General features: G+C 70.3%; 18 protein-coding genes. 9 read left to right on the forward strand and 9 right to left on the reverse strand.

Going from position 1 to position 24,407, the window contains the following annotated elements; all coding sequences use genetic code 11:
- Positions 1-140 precede the first annotated feature (140 nt).
- Together ACIQRL_RS09375 and ACIQRL_RS09380 are read right to left on the reverse strand one after the other, a co-directional pair.
- Positions 141-1,298: a metallophosphoesterase gene (locus ACIQRL_RS09375; protein ID WP_401329575.1), complete on the reverse strand. Its 1,158-nt coding sequence runs from the start codon at positions 1,296-1,298 to the stop codon at positions 141-143.
- A 187-nt stretch (positions 1,299-1,485) separates the two neighbouring features.
- On the reverse strand, positions 1,486-2,598 hold the full coding sequence (locus ACIQRL_RS09380; protein ID WP_401329191.1) for a LacI family DNA-binding transcriptional regulator: 1,113 nt from the start codon (positions 2,596-2,598) through the stop codon (positions 1,486-1,488).
- Positions 2,599-3,066: 468 nt separating this feature from the next.
- Here ACIQRL_RS09380 and hisC point away from each other — a divergent pair, with 468 nt between their 5' ends.
- From hisC to ACIQRL_RS09410, 6 genes are all read left to right on the forward strand, one after another.
- Positions 3,067-4,143 carry a histidinol-phosphate transaminase gene (gene hisC / locus ACIQRL_RS09385; protein ID WP_401329194.1) on the forward strand — a complete coding sequence of 359 codons (1,077 nt, stop codon included), beginning with the start codon at positions 3,067-3,069 and terminating at the stop codon, positions 4,141-4,143.
- Positions 4,144-4,426: 283 nt separating this feature from the next.
- On the forward strand, positions 4,427-5,935 hold the full coding sequence (locus ACIQRL_RS09390) for a cytochrome ubiquinol oxidase subunit I (RefSeq protein WP_401329197.1): 1,509 nt from the start codon (positions 4,427-4,429) through the stop codon (positions 5,933-5,935).
- 20 nt (positions 5,936-5,955) lie between these two features.
- On the forward strand, positions 5,956-6,963 hold the full coding sequence (gene cydB / locus ACIQRL_RS09395; RefSeq protein ID WP_401329200.1) for a cytochrome d ubiquinol oxidase subunit II: 1,008 nt from the start codon (positions 5,956-5,958) through the stop codon (positions 6,961-6,963).
- Between the two features lie 60 nt (positions 6,964-7,023).
- Positions 7,024-10,557, forward strand: a complete 3,534-nt coding sequence (gene cydD / locus ACIQRL_RS09400) for a thiol reductant ABC exporter subunit CydD (protein ID WP_401329203.1) — start codon at positions 7,024-7,026, stop codon at positions 10,555-10,557.
- Positions 10,558-10,755: 198 nt separating this feature from the next.
- Positions 10,756-12,474, forward strand: coding sequence for a GAF domain-containing protein (locus ACIQRL_RS09405; protein WP_401329206.1), 1,719 nt, complete (start codon positions 10,756-10,758; stop codon positions 12,472-12,474).
- A gap of 146 nt (positions 12,475-12,620) precedes the next feature.
- Entirely contained in the window at positions 12,621-13,670 is a 1,050-nt protein-coding gene (locus ACIQRL_RS09410; protein WP_401329209.1) for a peptidoglycan DD-metalloendopeptidase family protein, read from the forward strand.
- 222 nt (positions 13,671-13,892) lie between these two features.
- Here ACIQRL_RS09410 and ACIQRL_RS09415 read toward each other — a convergent pair whose 3' ends face one another.
- The 7 genes from ACIQRL_RS09415 to ACIQRL_RS09445 all read right to left on the reverse strand — a co-directional run bounded on the left by ACIQRL_RS09415 (position 13,893) and on the right by ACIQRL_RS09445 (position 21,220).
- Positions 13,893-14,780: a Cof-type HAD-IIB family hydrolase gene (locus ACIQRL_RS09415; protein ID WP_401329212.1), complete on the reverse strand. Its 888-nt coding sequence runs from the start codon at positions 14,778-14,780 to the stop codon at positions 13,893-13,895.
- A 96-nt stretch (positions 14,781-14,876) separates the two neighbouring features.
- On the reverse strand, positions 14,877-15,779 hold the full coding sequence (locus tag ACIQRL_RS09420) for an LLM class flavin-dependent oxidoreductase (RefSeq protein WP_401329215.1): 903 nt from the start codon (positions 15,777-15,779) through the stop codon (positions 14,877-14,879).
- 74 nt (positions 15,780-15,853) lie between these two features.
- Positions 15,854-16,402 carry an RNA 2'-phosphotransferase gene (locus ACIQRL_RS09425; RefSeq protein ID WP_401329217.1) on the reverse strand — a complete coding sequence of 183 codons (549 nt, stop codon included), beginning with the start codon at positions 16,400-16,402 and terminating at the stop codon, positions 15,854-15,856.
- A gap of 230 nt (positions 16,403-16,632) precedes the next feature.
- Positions 16,633-17,577: a MerR family transcriptional regulator gene (locus ACIQRL_RS09430; protein WP_401329220.1), complete on the reverse strand. Its 945-nt coding sequence runs from the start codon at positions 17,575-17,577 to the stop codon at positions 16,633-16,635.
- Positions 17,578-17,613: 36 nt separating this feature from the next.
- Positions 17,614-18,519 carry a metal-dependent hydrolase gene (locus tag ACIQRL_RS09435; protein ID WP_401329577.1) on the reverse strand — a complete coding sequence of 302 codons (906 nt, stop codon included), beginning with the start codon at positions 18,517-18,519 and terminating at the stop codon, positions 17,614-17,616.
- Positions 18,520-18,611: 92 nt separating this feature from the next.
- Positions 18,612-20,381, reverse strand: coding sequence for an SDR family oxidoreductase (locus ACIQRL_RS09440; RefSeq protein ID WP_401329223.1), 1,770 nt, complete (start codon positions 20,379-20,381; stop codon positions 18,612-18,614).
- A complete protein-coding gene (locus ACIQRL_RS09445) occupies positions 20,378-21,220 on the reverse strand; it encodes a M24 family metallopeptidase (protein WP_401329226.1) in 843 nt (280 codons plus the stop codon). Before ACIQRL_RS09445 ends, ACIQRL_RS09440 begins: the two co-directional genes overlap by 4 nt.
- A gap of 360 nt (positions 21,221-21,580) precedes the next feature.
- Between ACIQRL_RS09445 and ACIQRL_RS09450 the strand changes: the two genes are divergently transcribed.
- Genes ACIQRL_RS09450 through ACIQRL_RS09460 form a run of 3 tightly spaced genes read left to right on the forward strand, consistent with a single transcriptional unit; the run spans position 21,581 to position 24,400 of the window.
- Positions 21,581-22,597: an ABC transporter ATP-binding protein gene (locus ACIQRL_RS09450; RefSeq protein ID WP_401329579.1), complete on the forward strand. Its 1,017-nt coding sequence runs from the start codon at positions 21,581-21,583 to the stop codon at positions 22,595-22,597.
- A complete protein-coding gene (locus tag ACIQRL_RS09455) occupies positions 22,587-23,492 on the forward strand; it encodes an ABC transporter permease subunit (protein WP_401329229.1) in 906 nt (301 codons plus the stop codon). The genes ACIQRL_RS09450 and ACIQRL_RS09455 overlap by 11 nt, the downstream gene beginning before the upstream one ends.
- Positions 23,489-24,400 (forward strand): ABC transporter ATP-binding protein, encoded by a 912-nt coding sequence (locus ACIQRL_RS09460; RefSeq protein WP_401329232.1) that lies wholly within the window; start codon positions 23,489-23,491, stop codon positions 24,398-24,400. The genes ACIQRL_RS09455 and ACIQRL_RS09460 overlap by 4 nt, the downstream gene beginning before the upstream one ends.
- Positions 24,401-24,407: the final 7 nt, after the last annotated feature.

Below are 24,407 nucleotides of genomic sequence, written 5' to 3' on the forward strand. Positions count from 1 at the left end.
GCCGTTGGGCAGAAACGGAGGGGAGCCTGCTACGGATAAGCCGATGGTAGAGCGGTGACGGCACGCCGTGACAGGGGGTTTCCAGAAATTGGCCCCCGGCCGGCGTGGTCCGCCCGGGGAGACGCCTGCCCGGTGAACGCTCACATATCCAGCGGAAGTTGTTGGACCAGCAGCTTTCCGGCCATGGTCACTCCGCCGTCCATCGCGATGGCCAGCCCGTCGGCGTAGACGTGCGGTCCTTCGACCACGGGGCCCGCGCCGGCCTCGCCGTCCTCCGGGCCGACCTCGCCCAGCAGGTACGGAATGGGGCTGTGACCGTGGACGACCCGCGAGCCGCCGTACGCGCCGAGCAGCTCGTGGACGGCCTCGGCGCCGTCGTCGCGGAAGGCGAAGCGCCGGGTGAACTTGCGGAAGAGGTCCCAGCATTCGTCGGCGTCGTTGCGGGTGAGGGTTTCGCGGACGGTGTCGTTGACCGCTTCGATGGAGTCGCCGTAGTCGAGGTAGGCGGTCGTGTCGGAGTGCACCAGGAGGTGTCCGTCGACCAGTTCCATGGCGTCCAGGCGGGCCATCCACTGCAGGTGGTGGTCCTGGAGGCGGTCCATGTCCGTCTTCTGGCCGCCGTTGAGCAGCCAGGCGGCCTGGAAGGTGGCGGTGCCCGCGCCGGAGCTGACCGGGGTGTCGCCGAACCGCTTGGCGCCGAGCAGCAGCAGCTCGTGGTTGCCCATGAGCGCCTTGCAGTAGCCGCCGGCCGCGGCCGCTTCGGCGGACAGCCGCATCACGAGGTCGATCACACCGATGCCGTCCGGGCCGCGGTCGGTGAAGTCCCCGAGGAACCACAGCCGCGAGGTGCCGGCCGACCAGTTGCCCGTGGCGTCGACGAGGCCCTTCTCCTGGAGCGCGGCGACGAGCTGGTCGAGGTAGCCGTGCACGTCCCCGACGACGTAAAGGGGGCCGGGGCCCGTGCCGGGCGCGGGGGCAGGGGCGCCGGTGGGGTCGACGGCGACCTGGAGGGTGTCACCCCGATGGATGACCGGCAGATCGCGCTGTGTGGGGGTGTACCCCTCGGAGAACTCTCCCGGAAACTCCGCGGGAGACCCCCCGGACGCGTAGGGCGAGGATTCGCCCGACGTGTACCGCGCAGTCTCCCCGACGGGTCCGGCGCCCTCGCCCTGAGGCGTGTTCTGCGCATACGGACCGGTCTCGTGGACGTACCCGGGTACCCGGAAGTCGCGCAACGTCGCCGTCCGCACCACCTCGGGTCCCTGACCGGCCCCCTGAGTCATCGACCCCTCCACCACCATCGCGCCGCATCTGCACCGGTTCGGACTGCCTGGTCGCAGCGGCCCGCGGTGTCGTCCGCCCATCATAGGAATGCGGATCGCGCCATGTGATGACCCAGGGGTGGTGAATCGGAACAGGAGCCCAGTTCACCGCGGTTTTCGCCCGAATTGGGCGGGGCCCGCCCCGCCCTTCGCGCATCGGGCGTCAGCCCTGCTCGGGTGATCGGGGCGGACTGACGGTCGTACGGGGCGGACGGCGCTGCGACGAGGTCCGCACGATCAGCTCCGTCGGTATCACCTGCTCGACCGGTTGGTCCGATTCGACCCCCTCGATGGCGTCGATCAGCAGCTGGACGACGGCGGTGCCGATTCTGCGCGGTTTGAGGGAGAGGGTCGTGACGGGCGGCTCGGTGCTGGCGTAGACCGTCGACTCGCTGCAGCAGACCAGCAGCAGGTCGTCGGGTACGCGCAGACCGTAGCGGCGCGCCGCGGCGAGCAGGTCGGTGCCGTTCGGGTCGAAGAGGCCGTAGACGGCGTCCGGGCGGTCGGGCCGGGCGAGGAGCCGGTCGGCGGCGACGGCTCCGGCGCACGGATCGTGCGCCGGATAGGCCTCGTACACCGGATCCTGGCCCACGCGCTCGCACCAGCGCAGGTATGCGGTGGTGGAGAGATGGGTGTAGGTGTCCGTGGTGGTGCCGGTGAGGAGGCCGATGCGTCGGGCGCCGGCGGCGGCCAGGTGGTCGAGGATGCCGAGGACCGCGGCCTCATGGTCGTTGTCCACCCAGGCGGTGACCGGGAGCGATCCCGCGGGGCGGCCGTCGGAGACGACGGGCAGCCCCTGGCGGACCAGCTCGCTGACGACCGGATCCTGGTCGGACGGGTCGATGACCACGGTTCCGTCCAGGGCGACGTTCGACCACACGTCGTGGCGGGAGGTCGCGGGAAGGATGACCAGGGCGTATCCCCGGGCGAGGGCGGCCGAGGTGGCGGCTCTGGCCATCTCGGCGAAGTACGCGAACTCGGTGAAGGTGAAAGGTTCATCCCCGTACGTGGTGACGGTCAGGCCGATCAGGCCCGATTTGCCGGTACGGAGGGTTCTGGCCGCGGCCGACGGGCGATAGCCCAGCCGGTCGGCGACTTCGCGGACATGGCGTCGGGTGGCGTCCGGGAGCCGGCCCTTGCCGTTGAGGGCATCGGACACAGTTGTGATGGAGACCCCTGCTGCCGCGGCCACGTCTCTGATACCCGCCCGGCCCGGCCGACCGCCTCGGCGGGAGGTCTCCGCCCGGCTCACCTGGTGCTTCCCTGCTGCTGTCATGGCGAGCCGATAGTAGGGCTCATACGGTGGGGTAGTGCGGACGCATATGCACGCGTTGACAGGCACGTTTCTGCATGGTCCAAATGGCTTAACTTCCTTTGAAGTAAAGGCAGTTGAGCGATCTCATGCCAGTACGTGACTTGTCGGCGCGCATGGGCCTGCCAAGTGGGCCATGTTTCGAAGAGGTCTCAACTCACCTGTACGAGGGATGCGCGCCACGGCGTGAGCCACCGGCGCATGTGACGGCTGTCGACGCGCCCCCTTTTCGTACGACTTCGTACGAGGGGGACCGCCGGACGTACGGCGCCGACGGCCGGGTCCGGCGTACGCGGATGATCACCCGGCCGGACACAAGGTGGTGTTCGGTTGTCCACAGGCCATTCGCAGGGGCGCCGAATCCTCATAAGGTGAGAAGCATTGGTAGCCGGTGGTGGTCATGAGCCGCTGGTGGTCGCGAGGAGGACTGCGGTGAGCGAGACGAACCCCAAGCTGCGTGCGGAGCTGGCGGGTATCCCCACCTACAAGCCCGGCAAGCCCGCCGCGGCCGGTGCCGTGGCGTACAAGCTGTCCTCCAACGAGAACCCGTATCCGCCGCTGCCCGGGGTGATCGAGAGCGTCACGGCGGCGACCGGGTCGTTCAACCGCTACCCGGACATGGCGTGCACCGGACTGATGAACGAGCTGGCGGACCGGTTCGGCGTCCCGGTCTCCCACCTGGCGACCGGCACCGGCTCGGTGGGCGTCGCGCAGTCGCTGCTGCAGGCCACGAGCGGTCCCGGTGACGAGGTCATCTACGCCTGGCGGTCCTTCGAGGCGTACCCGATCATCACGCAGATCAGCGGGGCCACCTCGGTGCAGGTGCCGCTGACCCCGGGCGAGGTGCACGACCTGGACGCGATGGCCGACGCCATCACCGACCGGACCCGCCTGATTTTCCTCTGCAACCCGAACAACCCGACCGGCACCGTGGTGCGCCGGGCCGAGCTGGAGCGGTTCCTGGACCGGGTGCCGAGCGATGTGCTGGTCGTCCTGGACGAGGCGTACCGCGAGTTCATCCGTGACGCCGAGGTGCCGGACGGTGTGGAGATCTACCGCGACCGGCCCAACGTCTGCGTGCTGCGCACCTTCTCCAAGGCGTACGGGCTGGCCGGTCTCCGGGTCGGCTTCGCGATCGCTCACGAGCCGGTGGCGGCGGCGCTGCGCAAGACGGCGGTGCCGTTCGGGGTGAGCCAGCTGGCCCAGGACGCCGCCGTGGCGAGTCTGCGGGCCGAGGACGAACTGCTCGGCCGGGTCGGCTCGCTGGTCTCCGAGCGGACCCGGGTGGTCGACGGCCTGCGCGGTCAGGGCTGGACGGTGCCCGAGACACAGGCCAACTTCGTGTGGCTGCGCCTGGGGGAGCGCACCCTCGACTTCGCCGCCCACTGCGAGCAGGCCGGCGTCGTCGTGCGCCCGTTCGCGGGCGAGGGCGTTCGCGTCACCATCGGCGAGACCGAGGCGAACGACATCTTCCTGAAGGCGACCGAGGGTTTCCACAAGGAGCTGTAGCCGTCCGGCGGAGCACCGCCCCACCCGAGCCGCGAGAGAGGGCCCCGTACGCGTCGACCGTGTACGGGGCCCTCTTTCACGCATTGGGCCACCTGGTCCCTCCCGGTGGGGGCCAGTGGGTCCCGCTTAGGGACCCCCCACCCCTCATGTCTCGAACGACCATGCGTCATAATTGCTTGTGAATGTGAACGCGTTCACAAGCGTGTCCTGTTGCTCCCGTGATGTCTGCGATAAAGCGGGCAAACTGCCGCTGTGACCACGGCGATGTAAGGAGACTGACGACGTGGAATTGGCTTTGGCGCCGGAGACTCTGGCGCGATGGCAGTTCGGCATTACCACCGTCTACCACTTCTTCTTCGTCCCCCTGACGATCTCGCTCGCGGCGCTCGTCGCCGGCCTGCAGACGGCCTGGGTACGTACGGAGAACCAGAAGTACCTCAGGGCCACGAAGTTCTGGGGCAAGCTCTTTCTGATCAACATCGCGATGGGTGTCGTCACCGGCATCGTCCAGGAGTTCCAGTTCGGCATGAACTGGTCCGCCTACTCACGCTTCGTCGGCGACATCTTCGGCGCGCCGCTCGCCTTCGAGGCCCTGATCGCCTTCTTCTTCGAGTCCACCTTCATCGGGCTGTGGATCTTCGGCTGGGACAGGCTCCCGAAGAAGCTCCACCTCGCCTGCATGTGGATGGTCGCCATCGGCACCGTCCTGTCGGCGTATTTCATCCTCGCGGCCAACTCGTGGATGCAGCACCCCGTCGGCTACCGGATCAACAGGGCGAAGGGGCGCGCGGAACTCACCGACTTCTGGCATGTGCTGACCCAGAACACCGCGCTCGCCCAGGTGTTCCACACGCTCACGGCGGCCTTCCTGACCGGCGGCGCCTTCATGGTGGGCATCGCCGCGATCCACCTGTTCCGCAAGAGGCACATCGCCGTCATGAAGACCTCACTGCGGCTCGGCCTGGTCACCGTCGTCATCGCCGGTCTGCTCACCGCGATCAGCGGCGACACCCTCGGCAAGGTCATGTTCAAGCAGCAGCCGATGAAGATGGCCGCCGCCGAGGCGCTCTGGGACGGCCAGGACTCCGCACCCTTCTCGATCTTCGCGTACGGCGACGTCAGCAAGGGCCACAACACCGTCGAGCTGTCCATCCCGGGGATACTGTCGTTCCTCGCCAACGACGACTTCAACTCGTATGTCCCCGGCATCAACGACACGAACAAGGCCGAGCAGGCGAAGTACGGCCCCGGCGACTACCGCCCCATCATCCCGGTCACCTTCTGGGCGTTCCGCTGGATGATCGGCTTCGGCATGGCGTCGTTCGTGATCGGCGTGATCGGACTCTGGCTGACCCGCAAGAAGTTCATGCTGCCGCAGCATCTGAGGGTCGGCGAGGACGAGGTGCCGCATCTGGTCCTGTTCAAGAACAAGGCGCTCGGCCCGAAGCTCACCAAGTGGGGCTGGCGCATCGCCATCTGGACCCTGGCCTTCCCGCTGATCGCCAACTCCTGGGGCTGGATCTTCACCGAGATGGGCCGTCAGCCGTGGGTCGTGTACGGCGTGCTGCAGACCCGGTTCGCGGTCTCCCCCACCGTCTCGCAGGGCGAGGTCATCACGTCGATGACCGTCTTCACGGCGCTCTACGCGGTCCTCGCGTTCATCGAGGTCAAGCTGCTCGTGAAGTACGTCAAGGCAGGGCCCCCCGAGCTCACCGAGTCCGACCTCAACCCGCCCACCAAGATCGGCGGCGACTCGAGTGACGCCGACAAGCCGATGGCCTTCTCCTACTAGGCTCAGGGAGCTGCTGAGTCATGGAACTTCACAACGTCTGGTTCGTACTCATCGCGGTCCTCTGGATCGGCTACTTCTTCCTGGAGGGCTTTGATTTCGGAGTCGGCATCCTCACCAAGCTGCTGGCCCGCGACCGCGCCGAGAAGCGGGTGCTGATCAACACGATCGGTCCCGTGTGGGACGGCAACGAGGTGTGGCTGCTCACGGCGGGCGGCGCGACCTTCGCGGCCTTCCCGGAGTGGTACGCCACGCTCTTCTCGGGCTTCTATCTGCCCCTGTTGATCATCCTGGTCAGTCTGATCGTGCGCGGTGTCGCCTTCGAGTACCGGGCGAAGCGGTCCGAGGAGCACTGGCAGCGCAACTGGGAGACGGCGATCTTCTGGACCTCGCTGATCCCGGCGTTCCTGTGGGGTGTGGCCTTCGGCAACATCGTGCGCGGAGTGAAGATCGACCGGAACTTCGAGTACGTCGGCAACTTCTGGGACCTGCTCAACCCGTACGCGATCCTCGGCGGTCTGGTCACGCTGACCCTGTTCACCTTCCACGGGACGGTGTTCGTCGGACTCAAGACGGTCGGGGACATCCGGGAGCGGTCACGGAAGCTGGCACTGCAACTCGGCCTGGCAACGGCGGTGTTGGCGCTGGTCTTCCTGATCTGGACCCAGGTCGACAACGGTGACGGCGCCTCGCTGGCCGCGCTGATCGTGGCCGTGGTCGCCCTCGTAGCGGCGCTGGTGGCGGTCAATGCCGGGCGTGAGGGATGGGCCTTCATGCTCTCCGGGCTCACCATCGTGGCGGCTGTGGCGATGCTCTTCCTGTCGCTCTTCCCGGACGTCATGCCGTCCTCGCTCAACGCGGACTGGAGCCTCACGGTCACCAATGCCTCGTCGAGCCACTACACCCTGAAGATCATGACCTGGTGTGCCGTGATCGCCACGCCGATCGTCCTGCTCTACCAGAGCTGGACCTACTGGGTGTTCCGCAAGCGCATCGGCACGCAGCACATCGCCGTGGACGTGTCGCACTGAATCCGACGTAGTGGCATGTTTCACGTGAAACATGCCTGATGAGCCAGGGGTGTGTTTCACGTGAAACCAATCGATCCGCGTCTGCTTCGGTACGCCCGAGCCACCCGCCTCTTCCTTGCGGCGGTCGTGGGTCTGGGTGCCGCCGGAGCGGCGCTGGTCATCGCCCAGGCGATGCTCGTCGCCGAGGTGGTGGTCGGCGCATTCCAGCACGGTTTCTCCGTCGCTGAACTCCGCACCCCCCTGCTGCTGTTGATGGCCGTCGCTGCCGGGCGGGCGGTCGTGGCCTGGCTCACCGAGCTCGCCGCGCACCGGGCGAGCGCCGCGGTCAAGTCGGAGTTGAGGGGGCGGCTGCTGGAACGGGCCGCGTCCCTCGGGCCCGGGTGGCTCAGCGGTCAGCGGACGGGCTCACTGGTCGCCCTGGCGACGCGGGGAGTCGACGCGCTGGACGACTACTTCGCGCGCTATCTGCCGCAGCTGGGGCTCGCGGTGGTCGTCCCGGTGGCCGTGCTGGCGCGGATCGTCACCGAGGACTGGGTGTCGGCGGCGATCATCGTCTGCACCCTGCCGCTGATCCCCTTGTTCATGGTCCTGATCGGCTGGGCCACGCGCAGCCAGATGGACCGCCAATGGCGGATGCTGTCCCGGCTGTCCGGACACTTCCTGGACGTGGTCGCGGGACTGCCCACGCTCAAGGTGTTCGGCCGGGCCAAGGCGCAGGCCGAGTCGATCCGGAAGATCACCGGTGAGTACCGGCAGGCGACCATGCGGACGCTCCGGATCGCCTTCCTGTCGTCCTTCGCCCTGGAACTGCTCGCCACCATCTCGGTCGCACTGGTCGCGGTGACCATCGGAATGCGGCTCGTCCGCGGCGAGATGGACCTGTATGTGGGGCTCGTCATCCTCGTGCTGGCGCCCGAGGCCTATCTGCCGCTGCGGCAGGTGGGAGCTCAGTACCACGCCGCCGCCGAGGGGCTCGCGGCCGCCGAGGAGATCTTCGCGGTGCTGGAGACCCCGGCGCCGAGGTCCGGTTCGCTGCGCGCGCCCTCCGGGGAGATCGCCTTTGACGGCGTCACCGTGCGGTACCCGGGGCGCTCCGCGGACGCGGTCTCGGACGTCTCCTTCACGGTCGAACCCGGAGAGACGGTCGCCCTCGTCGGACCCAGCGGCGTGGGCAAGTCGACGCTGCTGAACGTCCTGCTCGGCTTCGTCGAGCCCACCGCGGGCCGGGTCCGGGCCGGGGGAGCCGATCTCGCCGAGGCCGACCTCGCGGAGTGGCGCTCGCGGATCGCCTGGGTGCCGCAACGGCCGCACCTGTACGCCGGATCCATCGCCGACAACGTCCGGCTGGCACGACCCGACGCGGACGAGGCGGCGCTGCGCAGGGCTCTCGTCGACGCCGGCGCGGCCGCATTCGTCGACGCGCTGCCCGACGGGGCCGACACGGTTCTCGGTGAGGACGGTGCCGGGCTGTCGGCCGGTCAGCGTCAGCGCCTCGCCCTCGCCCGGGCGTTCCTCGCGGACCGGCCCGTGCTGCTGCTCGACGAGCCGACGGCCTCGCTCGACGGGGCGACCGAGGCCGAGGTCGTCGCGGCGGTACGGCGGCTCGCCGTGGGGCGGACCGTACTGCTGGTCGTACACCGGCCGGCCCTGCTGGAGGTGGCGGACCGGGTGGTGCGCCTGGAAGCCGCCCGGACCGACGAGCCGCGGCCGGCACTTGTGGCCCCCGTCGAGGCTCCTGGCTCCCCGGAGCCGTTCCGCACACAGCTGCCCCAGGGAGTCGAACCAGAAGGCGCGCCCTCGGCGGACGGTGAAGCACTCGCCCCGACGTCGCCGAGCCGGGGTGGCGTGCTCGCCCGAGTCCGTGCCATGGCGGTTCCCCGCCGTGGACCGCTCGCGCTCGCCCTGCTCCTCGGCAGCCTCGCGCTGGGGAGCGCCGTCGGCCTGATGGCGACCTCCGGGTGGCTCATCTCGCGGGCCTCCCAGCAGCCGCCGGTGCTGTATCTGATGGTGGCCGTGACAGCCACCCGGACGTTCGGAATCGGCCGGGCGGTGTTCCGGTACGCGGAACGACTCGTGTCGCACGACGCCGTGCTGCGGATGCTGGCCGATACGAGGGTCGCCGTCTACCGGCGCCTGGAGCGGCTCGCGCCCGCCGGGCTGCGGACCACCCGGCGCGGCGATCTGCTGTCGCGGCTCGTCGCCGACGTGGACGCCCTCCAGGACTACTGGCTGCGGTGGCTGCTGCCGGCCGGAACCGCGGTCCTGGTGTCCGCCGCCTCCGTAGGGTTCACCGCCTGGCTGCTGCCCGAAGCCGGTGCCGCCCTCGCCGTCGGTCTGCTGGCGGCCGGTCTCGGCGTTCCCCTGGTGACCGGCGCCGTGGCGCGCCGCGCCGAGCGCCGGCTGGCTCCCGCACGCGGCGAGCTGGCGACCCAGGTCGCCGATCTGCTCACGGGGACCGCCGAGTTGACCGTCGCGGGCGCGCTGCCCGCCCGTACTGCCGAGACACGGCGAGCGGACGCCGTCCTCACCCGCATCGCCTCGCGAGCGGCCACCGCGACCGCCCTCGGCGACGGACTCACGGCACTCGTGTCCGGGCTCACCGTCGCGGCCACCGCTCTCGTGGGTGCCCAGGCGGTCGCCGACGGGCGCCTGCACGGTGTGCTGATGGCCGTCGTCGTCCTCACCCCGCTCGCCGCCTTCGAGGCCGTCATGGGACTGCCCCTCGCCGTCCAGTACCGACAGCGGGTGCGCAAGAGCGCGGAGCGCGTATACGAGGTGCTGGACGCCACCGATCCCGTACGCGAACCCGAGCAGCCGCGGCCGGCGCCCGCGTCGCCGTTCCCGCTCCGGGTGGCGGGGCTCCGGGCCCGGCACGCGGGACAGGACCGGGACGCGCTGGCCGGCCTCGATCTGACCCTCGAAGAGGGCCGCAGGGTCGCCGTGGTCGGCACGTCCGGAGCCGGCAAGACGACACTCGCGCAGGTGCTGCTGAGGTTCCTGGACACGGAAGCGGGGACGTACACCCTGGGAGGGGCGGACGCGTACGGGATGGACGGGGACGCCGTGCGCCGGCTCGTCGGGCTGTGCGCCCAGGACGCGCACCTCTTCGACAGCACCGTGCGCGAGAACCTGCTGCTCGCCCGCAAGGACGCGACCGAGACGGCGTTGCGCGACGCCCTCGATCGGGCCCGGCTCCTCGGCTGGGTGGACGGGCTCCCCGACGGGCTCGACACCCTGATCGGTGAGCACGGGGCACGGCTGTCCGGCGGCCAGCGCCAGCGACTCGCGCTGGCCCGCGCGCTGCTCGCCGACTTCCCCGTCCTCGTTCTCGACGAACCGGCGGAACACCTCGACCTGCCGACAGCCGACGCGCTCACCGCGGATCTGCTGGCCGCGACGCAGGGCCGTACGACCCTGCTGATCACCCATCGGCTGGCCGGGCTCGACGCGGTGGACGAGGTGATCGTCCTCGCTCAGGGACGGGTGATCCAGCGCGGGGCGTTCGCGGAGCTTTCGGCCGTCGAGGGACCGCTGCGGGAGATGGTGGAACGGGAGACCGCGGGAGATCTGCTGGTGGACGCGGTGGCCCTTTGAGCGCCGTGCGGACGGGTCGTCCGTGACGAGCGCGGGGGCGGTGACTGGTGGCCCGGGGAGGTGGCGGGGGCGGTGACTGGTGGCCCAGCCCAGGGGAGGTGGCGGGGTGGCGGCCTTGCTGTGCCCTCCCCGACCCGGCTTTCCCTTGCAAACCTGACTCGACTTTCCCCCGCAAAGGGGACTCATTAGGCTCAAGGCGTGTCAGCAGCGCCGGTCTCCCCCGTCCCGGACGGCAGCTCGGACGCGGTGGCCCGGGCGGTTCGTGGCCTGGACGGGCTGCCCGACGAGTCGGCCGCACGCGTCCCCCGGCTGCTGGAGGCCATGCGGTCGGTCGGATCGGGGCTGGAGCTGCACGCCACGCTGGACCGGATCTGCGAGACCGCGGCCGAGCTCACGGACGCGCGGTACGCGGCCATCGGGGTCGTGGCCGAGAGCGGGGAAGGACTCGCGGACTTCGTCCAGCACGGCGTCGACGAGGAGACCGCCCGACGGATCGGACGGATGCCCGACGGCCACAAGGGGCTGCTGGGGGCGCTCATCCGCGACCCCGATCCGCTCCGTCTCGCGAACCTGACCGTCGACCCCCGCTCCTGCGGGTTCCCGGCCGGGCATCCACCGATGCACAGCTTTCTCGGAGTGCCGATCCGGGTGCAGGGGGAGGTATTCGGGAACCTGTATCTCACGGAGAAGCGCGGCGGCGGGACCTTCGGCGACGACGACCTCACCATGGTCCGGGTCCTGGCCACGGAGGCGGGTATCGCCATCGGCAATGCCCGCCTGTACGAGGCGGCGAAGCAGCGCGAGCGCTGGATCGACGGCTCGGTGGCCGTCACCACCGCCCTGCTGGCGGGCGGCGATGCCGAGGAGGCCTTGCAGGTCGTCGCCGAACAGGCCCGCCAGCTCTCCGGATCCGCCGCCGGGATCGTACTGCTGCCCGCCGAGGAGGGCGGCCTGGAGGTCGTCGCGGTGGCCTCGGAACACCCTGCGAAGCTGCTCGGCGTGGTCGTCCCGCCGGAGAGCGAACTGGTCGCCGAACTCCGCGACGGGAAACCGGTGTTCCTGGAGGACGCGGCCGTCGACCCGCGCCTGCGCACGGATCTCACCCGCGCCTACGGACCCGTCATGATGCTCCCCCTGCAGAGCGACGGCCGGGTCCTCGGGGCGCTCCTCACCCCGCGAGGCCACGAAGGGCGCCCGTTCACGGAGACGGAGCGGACCCTCGCGACGCAGTTCGCCTCGCAGGCAGCGCTGGCGCTGATGATGGCCGAGACACAGCGCAACCGGGAACGGCTCGCGGTGTACGAGGACCGCGACCGGATCGCCCGTGACCTGCACGACCTGGTCATCCAGCGGCTGTTCGCCACCGGAATGACGCTGGAGAGCGCGCAGCGCCGGTCGAACGTGCCCGAGGTGCAGCGCGGGGTCGGCAAGGCGGTCGACGAACTCGACGTCACCATCCAGGAGATCCGCACCGCGATCTTCGCGCTCCGGCAGGGCCCCGCGGAGGCGCCGTCCGGGCTGCGCACCCGCGTCCTGCGCGAGATCAACATGGCCGCCGTCCCTCTCGGCTTCCAGCCCGGACACCGCTTCACCGGCCCCGTCGACACACTGGTCGGCGAACTCACCGCCAAGAACCTCATCGCCGCGCTGCGCGAAGCCCTCTCCAACGCCTTCCGGCACGCGGGGTCCTCCCGTATCGAGGTCTCCGTCGACGCGAACGTCCTTCTGCCGGACGGGCGGCCGGGGGTGCGCCTCGCCGTCGCGGACGACGGCGTCGGCATCCCCGACGGCGGTCGGCGCAGCGGTCTGAAGAACCTCAAGCGGCGTGCCGAGTCGCTGGGCGGCGCCAGTTGGTACGGGCCGGGGATCGGTGCGGACGGAGGCGGTACGACGGTGGTGTGGCAGGTTCCGCACTGAATCCCCGTGCGTGGGAGACCTGTTCGCGGGCCACCACGTCGGCACGGGGCCGTTCGGTTCCGCCATTGGGCCATCCGTGACGTCCCGTCCCCCAGGTGTACGCCTTGAACAGGCCGGGCCCGGAGGCGCGGGCCACGATCGCTGTCATGCGCTCATCTCGTCGCCATCCCCTCTTCGTACCGGCGCTGTTGTGCGCGCTCGTGGTTCTCGCGGCCCGGCCGGCGGTGGCCGACGGGGACGGCGACGGGGAGGACCTCGACATCAGCGCCCAGGTGGCGCGGCTGTACGAGGACGCCTCCGTGGCGACCGGGCAGTACGAGGCGGGGCGGCAGGATGCCGAGGCGCAGCGCGGCAGGGCGGAGCGGGCCGAGCAGCTCCTCGTACAGGAGCGCCAGGAGATCGCGGCACTGCACGAGGACCTGGGCCGGATCGCGAGCGCTCAGTACCGGCAGGGCGGTGGGCTGCCGTACACGGCGCAGATCTTGTTCGCGAAGGATCCCGACGACCTGATGCGCGGCCAGCGTGCCGTGCGGCGGGCCGATCTGGCCGTCGTCCACGCCGTCACGAAGAGCCGGCGCGCCGAGGGCCGGCTCGCCGCCGACGAGGAGAAGGCCCGGTCCGAGTGGCAGGCGCTGGAGAAGCGGACCGGGGAACTCGCCGAGATCAAGCGGACCATCGAGGAGAAGCTCGACGAGGCGCGGTCGACGTTGCAGAGCCGGGCGGACGCCTCGGTGGCGGCGGGCTCGTGCCGCGGTGCCGCCCGTCTCGACCAGCCGCCGGTGGACTCCACGCGCGCGTGGGTCGCGCCGGTGGAGACGTACGAGCTCTCCGCGGGCTTCGGCAGCGGGGGCGAGCACTGGGCGCACCGGCACACCGGGCAGGACTTCGCGGTGCCCATCGGCACCCCGGTGCGGGCGGTCGGGGCGGGCCGGGTGGTGAAGGTGTCCTGTGGCGGTGCCTTCGGCATCGAGATCGTGGTCGAGCACCCCGGCGGCTACTACACGCAGTACGCGCATCTGGCGTCCGTCGCCGTCGACCAGGGGGAGCGGGTCTCGACCGGGCAGTGGATCGGGCAGTCGGGCACGAGCGGCAACTCGACCGGCCCGCATCTGCACTTCGAGGTGCGGGTGACGCCGGACATGGGATCGGCGATCGACCCGGTGCCGTGGCTGGCGGAGCACGGGGTCGTTGTGTAGGTCCGTCGGCGGCACAAGCGGTTGCGGTGAGGCGACCCCGGCACCACCGCCGTACGAGGGCCGTAGGACCGCCGAATGCCTGCGGCAGGACCGGAAGCGACCGCCGTGGGGCCTTCGGCACGTGCGCCGGAGGCCCCGCGGGTATTGCCGCCGAGTGGTCCGGAAGCCCCGCGGTCGTGCTGCGGGAGGGTCCGGAGGTCCCGTGGCCGTGCTGTCGGTCGGTTACGAGCGGTCTGCCAGGATCCGCTCGATCACGACCGCCACCCCGTCCTCGTTGTTCGCGACCGTGCGTCCGGAGGCGGCGGCGATCACGGCGGGGTGGGCGTTGCCCATCGCGTACGAGCGGCCGGCCCAGGTGAGCATCTCGACGTCGTTCGGCATGTCACCGAAGGCGACGACCTCCTCGGGGGAGATACCGCGCTCGGCGCAGCACAGCGCGAGGGTGCTGGCCTTGGAGATGCCGGGGCCGCTGATCTCCAGCAGGGCGCTGGGGCTCGAGCGGGTCACATTGGCCCGGTCGCCGATGGCCGGGCGGGCGACGGCGAGGAAGTCGTCCGGGTCCATGTCCGGGTGGTACGCGAGCACCTTCAGCACCGGCTGATCGGCGTCCAGCGCGTCCTCGGCGAGGAGTTTCTCGGCGGGGGCGACGATCTCCGGAGGCTCCATGTGCATGAGGGGGTAACCCGGTTCGAGATGGAGGCCGTACGTCCGCTCGACGGCACACACGGTGCCGGGCGCGGCGGAACGCAGCACCTGGACGACGTCCAGGGCGATGTCGGGCGTCAGCTCGCGGATCTTGACGAAGCGATGGGTGCCGGGGCCGCCGTGCAGGTCCACCACGGCGGCGCCGTTGCCGACGATGGCCAGGCCGTGCCCGTGGACGTGGTCGCTGACGACGTCCATCCAGCGGGCCGGGCGGCCGGTGACGAAGAAGACCTCGATACCGGCCTGTTCGGCGGCGGCGAGGGCGGCGATCGTGCGGGCGGACACCGATTTGTCGTCGCGCAACAAGGTGCCGTCGAGGTCCGTGGCGATCAGCCGGGGCGGGACGGTGGAGGCCGGGGTCTCGGGCCGGCGAGTCGCTGAGGTCACGCGCTCATTCTCCCGCATATGCGCGCACGGCCGTGCGGCGGTCCGCACACTTGAGTGGTTACCGTCCTCACCGGTGCCGTCACGGCCTGTCGAACCAGGTCGCGGCGGCGGAGGTCAGTGCAGCTGGGCCACCGCTTCCATGGCGATCCGCTCGAAGACCTTCTCGTCGGCGGCGAAGTCCGAGTCGGGGATCGGCCAGTGGATCACGATGTCCGTGAAGCCCAGCTCGACGTGCCGGCCCGCGAAGTCGACGAACGCGTCGAGGGACTCCAGGGGGCGGCTCCGATCGGGGGTGAAGCCGGTGAGCAGGACCTTGTCGAGCTCGGCCACATCCCTGCCGATCTCGGCGCACGCGTCGGCCAGCCTGCCGATCTGCTCGCGAATGGCTTGAACCGACTGCTCGGGGGTGCCCGTCTCGTACAGCTTCGGGTCGCCGGTCGTCACCCACGCCTGCCCGTGCCGGGCGGCGAGCCTCAGTCCGCGCGGGCCGGTGGCGGCCACCGCGAACGGAAGTCGGGGGCGCTGGACACAGCCGGGGATGTTGCGTGCCTCGTGCGCCGAGTAGAAATTGCCGCCGTAGGAGACGGAGTCCTCGGTGAGGAGCCGGTCGAGCAGTGGAACGAACTCAGCGAAGCGGTCGGCGCGCTCCCGCGGGGTCCACGGGTCCTGGCCGAGCGCGGTGGCGTCGAAACCGGTGCCGCCCGCGCCGATGCCCAGCGTGACCCGGCCGTTCGAGATGTCGTCGAGGGAGATCAGGTCCTTGGCGAGGGTGACCGGGTGCCGGAAGTTCGGCGAGGTCACGAGCGTGCCCAGGCGCAGCCGGTCGGTGACGGCGGCCGCCGCGGTCAGTGTCGGCACGGCCCCGAACCACGGGCCGTCGCGGAAGGTCCGCCAGGAGAGATGGTCGTAGGTGAACGCGGTGTGGAAGCCGAGTTGCTCCGCACGCTGCCACGCGGAACGCCCGCCCTCGTGCCAGCGGACGTACGGCAGGATCACGGTGCTCAGACGCAGGCTCATGCATCGAGCGTAAACGGAGCCGGGGCGTGGCCGCCTCAGGGCAGTCCGTGGACCGGTCGTCCGGCGCCCGGGATTCAGTGCGGGCCGGGAAAGCGCAGGTAGCGCGGGGGTACGGTCTCCGTCAGCCAGACGCCGTTGGCGCTGACCCGGAAGACATGGCCGTCGCGGTGCATGGCGGCGGCGTCCACGGAGAGCACGACCGGGCGGCCGCGGCGGGCGCCGACGCGGGTGGCCGTCTCCCGGTCCGCCGAGAGGTGCACATCGTGCCGGTTCATGGGTTTCAGTCCCTCGGCGCGGATCGCGTCCAGGCTGCGGGCCACGGTCCCGTGATAGAGGTACGCCGGTGGGTTCGCCGGGGGCAGTCCGAGGTCGACCTCGACGGAGTGGCCCTGGCTGGCCCGGATCCGGGTGCCCTCGACGGCGAAGCGGCGCTTGTCGTTGTTGGCCACCACATGATCGAGTTCGTCGCGGGTGAACCGGAAGCCATGTGCGGCAGCCGCGGAGATCAGTGTGTCGATCTCGACCCAGCCGCCCTCACCGAGCGTGAGTCCGATCCGCTCGGGCTGGTGCCGCAGATGCTTCGAGAGGTACTTCGACACCTTCACGGTGCGCTTTTCATCCATCTGTTCATCGGCCTGCCCTTCTGTCCGATCATGCGACCGCTCATGCGCTTGGTGACGCGTCTGGTCGCCTGTCGGTGCATGCGCTCGGTCGTCCGTCTGTTCCTTCATCCTCCCAGCGTGCCTGGCGAGAGGCGGATCACGCATTTGATTTTAGATCGGAGGTTTGATCCACAGCCAAGTCGCGTTATCCACAGGTGAATTGACGAATCTGTGGACAACGCGGCGGCCGTTTAAGGTATTTCGTCAACAATGCTGTGATTCAAGCCCTTTGCGGCCAGCCGGTCCAACGTGCGTGCCTGCAGCTCTCGTTCAGCCGCCGCTGCGACGAACGCCGCCGCGTGCTCAGGGCCAACCAGGGCTTCCACGGCCCGCATTGTCCCCGCGGCGACCTCCACCCTACGGACGCCTTCCGGTTCGTTCGGGAGCTGCCCGGCCGCGAGGTGCCGGCTCAGGTGGCGCGTGGCGAAGAGCCGCATGGCGCGGGCCAGTTCGGCATCAACGGTCTGCTGCGCGAGCGGTCGCAGCCGCCGGACGAGCGAGGCCGCTTCGGCCGCCTCCGTGTCGCTCGGCGGGCGCTCCCCCAGATAGCGGGCGAAGACATACTCCGTGGTGAACTCCAGGAAACGGGAGGCGATGTGCTCCACCTGTCCCCTCAACTCCCGCAGATGGCAGGAGATCGCGGACAGCGGAACGCCCGCCGTGTACAACTCGACCGCCGCGGAAAGCTCTTGAGGACTCGGAACGAGGAAGACGTCCTCATCGCCCGGAACGGGCTCCAGCACGCCGAGCTCCACGGCTTCCGCCACCGCGGCTTCGTCAGAACGGCCGCCGAACCGCTCCTCCAGCTCGGCCCGGGAGATCCGGGCGGCCTCCTCGTCGGTCCACGGGCCGTCGACCTCCGCGACCAGGCCGAGTATCCCGCCGAGGCCCCGGCCGGCGTCCCAGGCCTCCAGGAGTTCCTTGATCGAGGCCAGCGTGTAGCCGCGGTCGAGGAGGCCGGCGATCTGCCGCAGCCGCGCCAGATGGGCCTCCGCGTACACATTGGCGCGACCGCGCCGCTCCGGGCGGGGCAGCAGCCCGCGGTCCTGATAGGCGCGGATCGTCCGGACCGTGGCACCGCTGCGGTGCGCCAGGTCCTCGATACGGTACGCGGCACCGCCCGGCTCGTCGCTCATCTCTCCCGCCGCCTCCCGCCCTCTCCGCACTGGGACCTAGGAGGCCACCGCCCGCCCGATCGCCCCCACCGCCGACCGCGCCGCGGGCGACTGCGCCAGATACTCGACCGCTCTGAGCAGAGAGCCCTCCTTCGACGGATGGTACGACCGCCGCAGATAGCGCGGTACGGCCGCGCCGAGCTCCTTCCAGCTCGGCAACAGCCCTTTGCGCACCGCCTTGTTGTGGGCGGCGAGCGAATAGCGCAGCCGGCTGGCGAGCTGGGGGTCGTGGCGGATCAGATAGGCGGTGCCCCACATCCACAGGTAGAGCATCATCGGCGCGGTGACGGCCATGCCCACGACCCGCCGGGCGTACCGGGGCGCGCCCTCGCCGCCGCAGTGCTGGTACAGGTCGAAGGCCACCGAGCGGTGCTCGACCTCCTCCGCGCCGTGCCAGCGCAGCAGGTCGAGCATGACCTCGTCGGCGTCGGCGAGGTCCAGGCCCTCGGCCGTCAGCACCCAGTCGCCCAGCACCGCCGTGAACTGCTCGATCGCCGCGACCACCGACAGCCGGAAGCGCAGCCACTCCCGGGCCGGGACCGGCACTCCCGGGGGCGGCTCCTCACCGAGCAGCTTCTCGAAGAGGAAGTCGACGTGCCGGGTGAAGCCGGAAGTGTCGAGCCGCTGGGCGGCGAGGTGGTCGAGGACGTACGCGTGCTGCACGCTGTGCGTGGCCTCCTGGCCCATGAACCCCTTGACGTCCTTGCGGAGTTCGGGATCGCGGACCAGTGGCAGCGCCTCCTTGAGGACCCGCACGAACCACCGCTCCCCGGCCGGGAGCAGCAGATGCAGCACATTGATGACGTGGGTGGCGGTGGGCTCCTCAGGGATCCAGTGCAGCGGGGTGTCCTCCCAGTCGAAGGACACCCGTCTCGGGACGATCGCGTGATGGCCGCCGCTCATGGAACCGCCGACCGGGCCGTCTCCGAGCGGTCCTGCCACGCCGTCTTCCGGCGGTCCGGCCGGGCTGTCCGCCGCGTCGTGCGATCGTTCGCTCACAGGGGTGGCTCCATTCGTGCGATCGCGCGCAGTGCCCTGGGCGCGAAACGGTGCATGAGGTGGGCGCCGCGCGCCTCCGGGGTGACCGGCACGACCGCCTCGTTGCGTACGACCGCGCGCAGGATCGCGTCGGCGACCTTCTCCGGTGGGTAGTTGCGCAGCTTGTACAGCCGCGCGGACTTCTTCTGGCGCCGTTTCTCCTCGGCCGCGTCGACCCCGGCGAAGCGCGCGGTCGAGGTGATGTTCGTGTTGACGACGCCGGGGCAGATCGCCGAGACGCCGATGTCCTGCCCGGCCAGCTCCGCGCGCAGACACTCGCTGAGCATCAGGACGGCCGCCTTGGAGGTGCTGTAGGCGGGCAGCGCCTTCGAGGGCAGGTACGCCGCCGCCGACGCGGTGTTGACGATGTGGCCGCCCTGTCCGCGCTCCGCCATCTGCTTCCCGAAGAGCCGGCAGCCGTGGATCACGCCCCACAGATTGACGTCGAGGACCTTCCTCCAGTCCTCCGGGGTGGTGTCGAGGAAGGAGCCGGAGAGGCCGATACCGGCGTTGTTCACCAGGACATCCACCACGCCGTACTCGGTGAGGACCTTGTCGGCGAGCTTCTCCATGGCCTGCTCGTCGGAGACGTCGACCGTCTCGGCCCAGGCCGCGGGTGAGCCGATCAGCCGGGACATCTCCGCGGTGCGGGCCGCCCCCTCCGCGTCCCGGTCGACGGCCACCACGCGCGCGCCGTTCTCGGCGAACGCGAACGCGGTGGCCCGTCCGATGCCGCTGCCGGCGCCGGTGACCAGCACCAGCTGGCCGCCGAACCGGTCGGCGTACCTGCCGGTGGCGACGGGTTCGGGTGCGGGCGTCCCGGCCTTGCGGTCCTCGTTGGCCGTTGCGAACTCGGATATCCAGGCGGCCAGTTGGTCAGGTCGGGTCCGCGGGACCCAGTGCTTGGCCGGAAGCGTGCGGCGCACCAACTTGGGCGCCCACAGCTCCAGTTCGTCGTAGAGCCGCTCGGACAGGAAGGCGTCCCCCAGGGGCGTGACGAGCTGCACGGGCGCGTGCGCGTACGCGTCCTCGCGGGGGCGGCCGAGCCGGGACCGTACGTTGTCGCGGTACAGCCACGTGCCGTGCGCCGCGTCCGAGGGCAGCGACGGGGTCGGATAGTCGCCCGCGGGCACCTTCTCGATCCGCTGGAGGATCTTCGGCCACCGCCTGCCCAGGGGCCCGCGCCAGGCCAGCTCGGGCAGCACCGGCGTGTGCAGCATGTACACGTACCAGGACTTGGCGCCCTGGCCGAGGAGCTGGCCGATCCTTCGGGGGGTGGGCCGCCTCACGCGCCGCTTGATCCAGAGGCCGAAGTGGTCGAGGGACGGACCGGACATCGAGGTGAAGGACGCGATCCGGCCCTCGGTGCGCGCGACCGTGACGAACTCCCACGACTGCACGGAGCCCCAGTCGTGACCCACCAGGTGCACGGGCTCGTCGGGGCTGACCGCGTCGACGACCGCCAGGAAGTCGTCGGTCAGCTTCTCCAGCGTGAACCCGCCGCGCAGGGGCTGCGGAGCCGTCGAACGGCCGTGTCCCCGTACGTCGTACAGCACGACATGGAAGCGGTCGGAGAGCCGGACGGCGACCTCGGACCACACCTCCTTGGAGTCCGGATAGCCGTGCACGAGGACCACGGTCGGCTGCCTGTCGTCGCCCAGCTCGGCGACGCACAGCTCGATTCCGCCCGTCCGCACCCAGCGCTCGCGCGCGCCCACGAGACTCACTTGTCCTCCGCCCAGCGCCGCACGTGCGGCAGATCGTCGTCGAGCCAGAACGCGCTCTGTTCGGGGTCACCGGAGTCCGTGACGACCAGGATCTCCTCGAACTTCGCGCCCGTACCCCGGAAACCGAGGTGCGGTTCGACCGCCCACAGCCCCGGCCGGGGCGGATGGTCGGAGAATCTGTACGGCGACCACAGGGGGGACCAGCCCTCCCGGTGCCCGCGCAGCGCGTCGCTCGCCAGCCCCTTCAGTGACTGGGTGCCGAACCCGAACAGACGCGGCGACCAGGACCGCTCCTTCACCCGGTCCACCTTGTGCGCGATCACGCCGAACGGATACGCGCGGTGCCGGTTGGCGCAGCCCTGACGGGTCATGAGCCGGTCGACGTCCTCGTATATCTCCCGCAGCGACCGCCGCTCGCGCACCTCGCGCAGGATCAGCTCGCGGTGCGCCTCCAGATCGGCGAGCAGCCTGTCCTGCACGGGGTTCGGCCCGAGCGAGCCCGAATAACCGATGTCCGCCGTGAAGCCCTTGTGCACCGGGGCCATGTCGAGGATGAAGGGCATCCCCGGCTCCAGCCGGCGGTCGGTGGGGAAGAACTGCAGCGGGATCCGGAAGCCGGCGAAGGCGGTGCGGTCACCGAACCAGGCGAACGGCAGATGGAACCAGTCCCGCACCCCGCGCTCACGCAGCCACACCCGCTGCATGCGCGCCGCCTCGCGCTCGGTGACGCCGGGCTTCAGCTGCGCCGCGACCGCCTCCGCGCACGCGTACGCGAGGCGCTGGACCTCTCTGAACCCCCGCAGTTCCGCCGAGAGTTCGCCCGCCACTGCCGTCGCCATGCCACCGTCCCACCCTGTCCGCACCGATTGCGGTACGTGCCCGTAACGTGACACTGGCGAATGTGACAGTTGTTAGAGGCTGCGTCAATAGGGTCGGGGCTGCCTGTGGACAACCGACGGGTCCTTCGCCTCGTCCGCGCACACTGACCTCTTGCCCGCGAACATGCCGCTCGGCATCGGCATCGGCTTCGGCCCGGCAATGGCCTCGCCGGCCGGACCGGCTGGCTGTGGATGACGGGCACCCGGCAGCCGGTACCTGAGGGTGACCCCTACGGGCCCGTACGACTGGAGACTGACGCGGATCCACCTCCGTGGGCTGACGACCGCTGTGGTGTGCGCCACTACCGTCGAAGCGTGACTGTGATCGCGACCGAAAGCCTGAGCAAGCGGTACCCCCGGGTGACCGCGCTTGACCGGCTCTCCGTGGACGTCGGGCCCGGTGTGACCGGACTCGTCGGAGCCAATGGAGCCGGCAAGTCCACACTGATCAAGATCCTGCTGGGTCTGTCCCCCGCCACCGAGGGCAGCGCCCGCGTGCTCGGCCTCGACGTCGCCACCGAAGGCGGCGCCATCCGCGAGCGGGTCGGGTACATGCCCGAGCACGACTGCCTGCCGCCCGACGTCTCGGCCACCGAGTTCGTCGTCCACATGGCGCGGATGTCCGGGCTGCCGCCGGCCGCGGCCCGCGAACGCACCGCGGACACCCTGCGCCATGTCGGACTGTACGAGGAGCGCTACCGCCCCATCGGCGGCTACTCGACGGGCATGAAGCAGCGCGTCAAACTCGCGCAGGCCCTTGTCCACGACCCCCAGCTGGTCTTCCTGGACGAACCGACCAACGGCCTGGACCCGGTCGGCCGCGACGACATGCTCGGACTGATCCGCCGTATCCACACGGACTTCGGCATCTCGGTCCTGGTCACCTCGCACCTCCTGGGCGAACTGGAACGCACCTGCGACCACGTCGTCGTCGTCGACGGCGGCAAGCTGCTGCGCTCCAGCTCCACCACGGACTTCACCCAGACCACCACGACCCTCGCCATCGAGGTCACCGACACCGACGAGCACCCGGACGGCACGAGCGCGGTGCGCGAGGTCCTCCACGCGCGCGGGATCGAGACCCACGACGGCAGCGGGCTGCCGGGCGCCGGACACATCCTGCTGCTCACCACCGAGAGCGAGGACACCTACGACCTCGTCCGCGACGTGGTCGCCGACCTCGGTCTGGGCCTGGTCCGCATGGAACAGCGCAGGCACCACATCGCCGAGGTCTTCGCCGACAGCGACGAGCAGCGGGCGAAGAACGAGCGAGCGGCGAGCGGCGATCCGCGGACCGGCGACGACCAGCGGAAGGAGGCGGTCGGCCATGGCAGTTGAGCAACCCCTCACCCAGCCGGGTGAGCAGACCCGTATCCACAACATCGGCTACCGCAACTACGACGGCCCGCGCCTCGGCCGCGCCTACGCCCGGCGCTCCCTCTACTCGCAGTCCCTGCGCGGCGCCTACGGACTCGGCCGCTCGGTCAAGTCCAAGGTCCTGCCGATGCTGCTCTTCGTGGTGATGTGCGTCCCCGCGCTGATCATGGTGGCCGTCGCGGTCGCCACCAAGGCGAAGGACCTGCCCGTCGACTACACGCGCTACGCGGTGATCATGCAGGCCGTCATCGGCCTGTACGTCGCCTCGCAGGGCCCCCAGGCCGTCTCCCGCGACCTGCGCTTCAAGACCGTTCCGCTGTACTTCTCGCGCCCCATAGAGACCGCCGACTACGTGCGTGCCAAGTACGCGGCGCTGGCCTCGGCACTGTTCATCCTCACGGCCGCCCCACTGATCGTGCTCTACGTGGGAGCGCTGCTGGCCAAGCTCGACTTCTCCGACCAGAGCAAGGGCTTCGGACAGGGACTGCTCTCCGTGGCGCTGCTCTCGCTCCTCTTCTCCGGCATCGGCCTGGTCATCTCGGCGATCACCCCGCGCCGCGGCTTCGGCATCGCGGCCGTCATCGCCGCCCTGACCATCTCCTACGGAGCGGTCTCCACCGTCCAGGCCATCGCCTTCGAGCGGTCCAGCAGTGGAGCCGTCCCCTGGCTCGGGCTCTTCTCGCCGATCACGCTCATCGACGGAGTGCAGACGGCGTTCCTCGGCGCCTCCTCCGCCTTCCCCGGCGAGGTGGGCCCCTCGTCCGGACAGGGCGTCGTCTACCTCGTCGTCGTCCTGGGTCTCATCGCGGGCTGCTACGGCCTCCTGATGCGCCGCTACCGAAAGGTCGGGCTGTGACCACGCTCAACATCGACCATGTCTCGCGCTGGTTCGGCAACGTGGTGGCGGTCAACGACATCACGATGACGATCGGCCCCGGCGTCACCGGCCTGCTCGGCCCGAACGGCGCCGGCAAGTCCACCCTCATCAACATGATGGGCGGCTTCCTCGCCCCCTCGACGGGCACCGTCACCCTCGACGGAAAGCCGACCTGGCGCAACGAGGACATCTACCGGCACATCGGCATCGTCCCCGAGCGCGAGGCGATGTACGACTTCCTCACCGGGCGCGAATTCGTCGTCGCCAACGCCGAGTTGCACGGCCTCGGCGCGAAGGCCGCCCACCGGGCCCTCGCCACGGTCGAGATGGAGTACGCGCAGGACCGCAAGATCTCCACGTACTCCAAAGGCATGCGACAGCGCGTGAAGATGGCGTCCGCGCTGGTCCACGACCCGTCGCTGCTACTGCTCGACGAACCCTTCAACGGCATGGACCCGCGCCAGCGCATGCAGCTCATGGATCTGCTGCGCCGCATGGGCGACGAGGGCCGCACGGTGCTGTTCTCGTCCCACATCCTCGAAGAGGTGGAGCAACTCGCTTCCCACATCGAGGTGATCGTCGCCGGACGGCACGCGGCGAGCGGCGACTTCCGGCGCATCCGCCGGCTGATGACCGACCGCCCGCACCGCTACCTGGTCCGTTCCAGCGACGACCGGGCGCTGGCCGCCGCACTGATCGCCGACCCGTCGACGTCCGGCATCGAAGTCGACCTCGCCGAGGGCGCGTTGCGCGTCCAGGCGGTCGACTTCGGCCGGTTCACCGCACTGCTGCCGAAGGTCGCGCGTGAGCACGGCATCCGGCTGCTGACGGTGTCGCCGTCCGACGAGTCGCTGGAATCCGTCTTCTCGTATCTTGTCGCGGCGTAGGAGGCCG

Origin of the sequence: Streptomyces sp. NPDC091209, from assembly GCF_044757755.1 — a bacterium.
Taxonomy (GTDB): Bacteria; Actinomycetota; Actinomycetes; order Streptomycetales; family Streptomycetaceae; genus Streptomyces.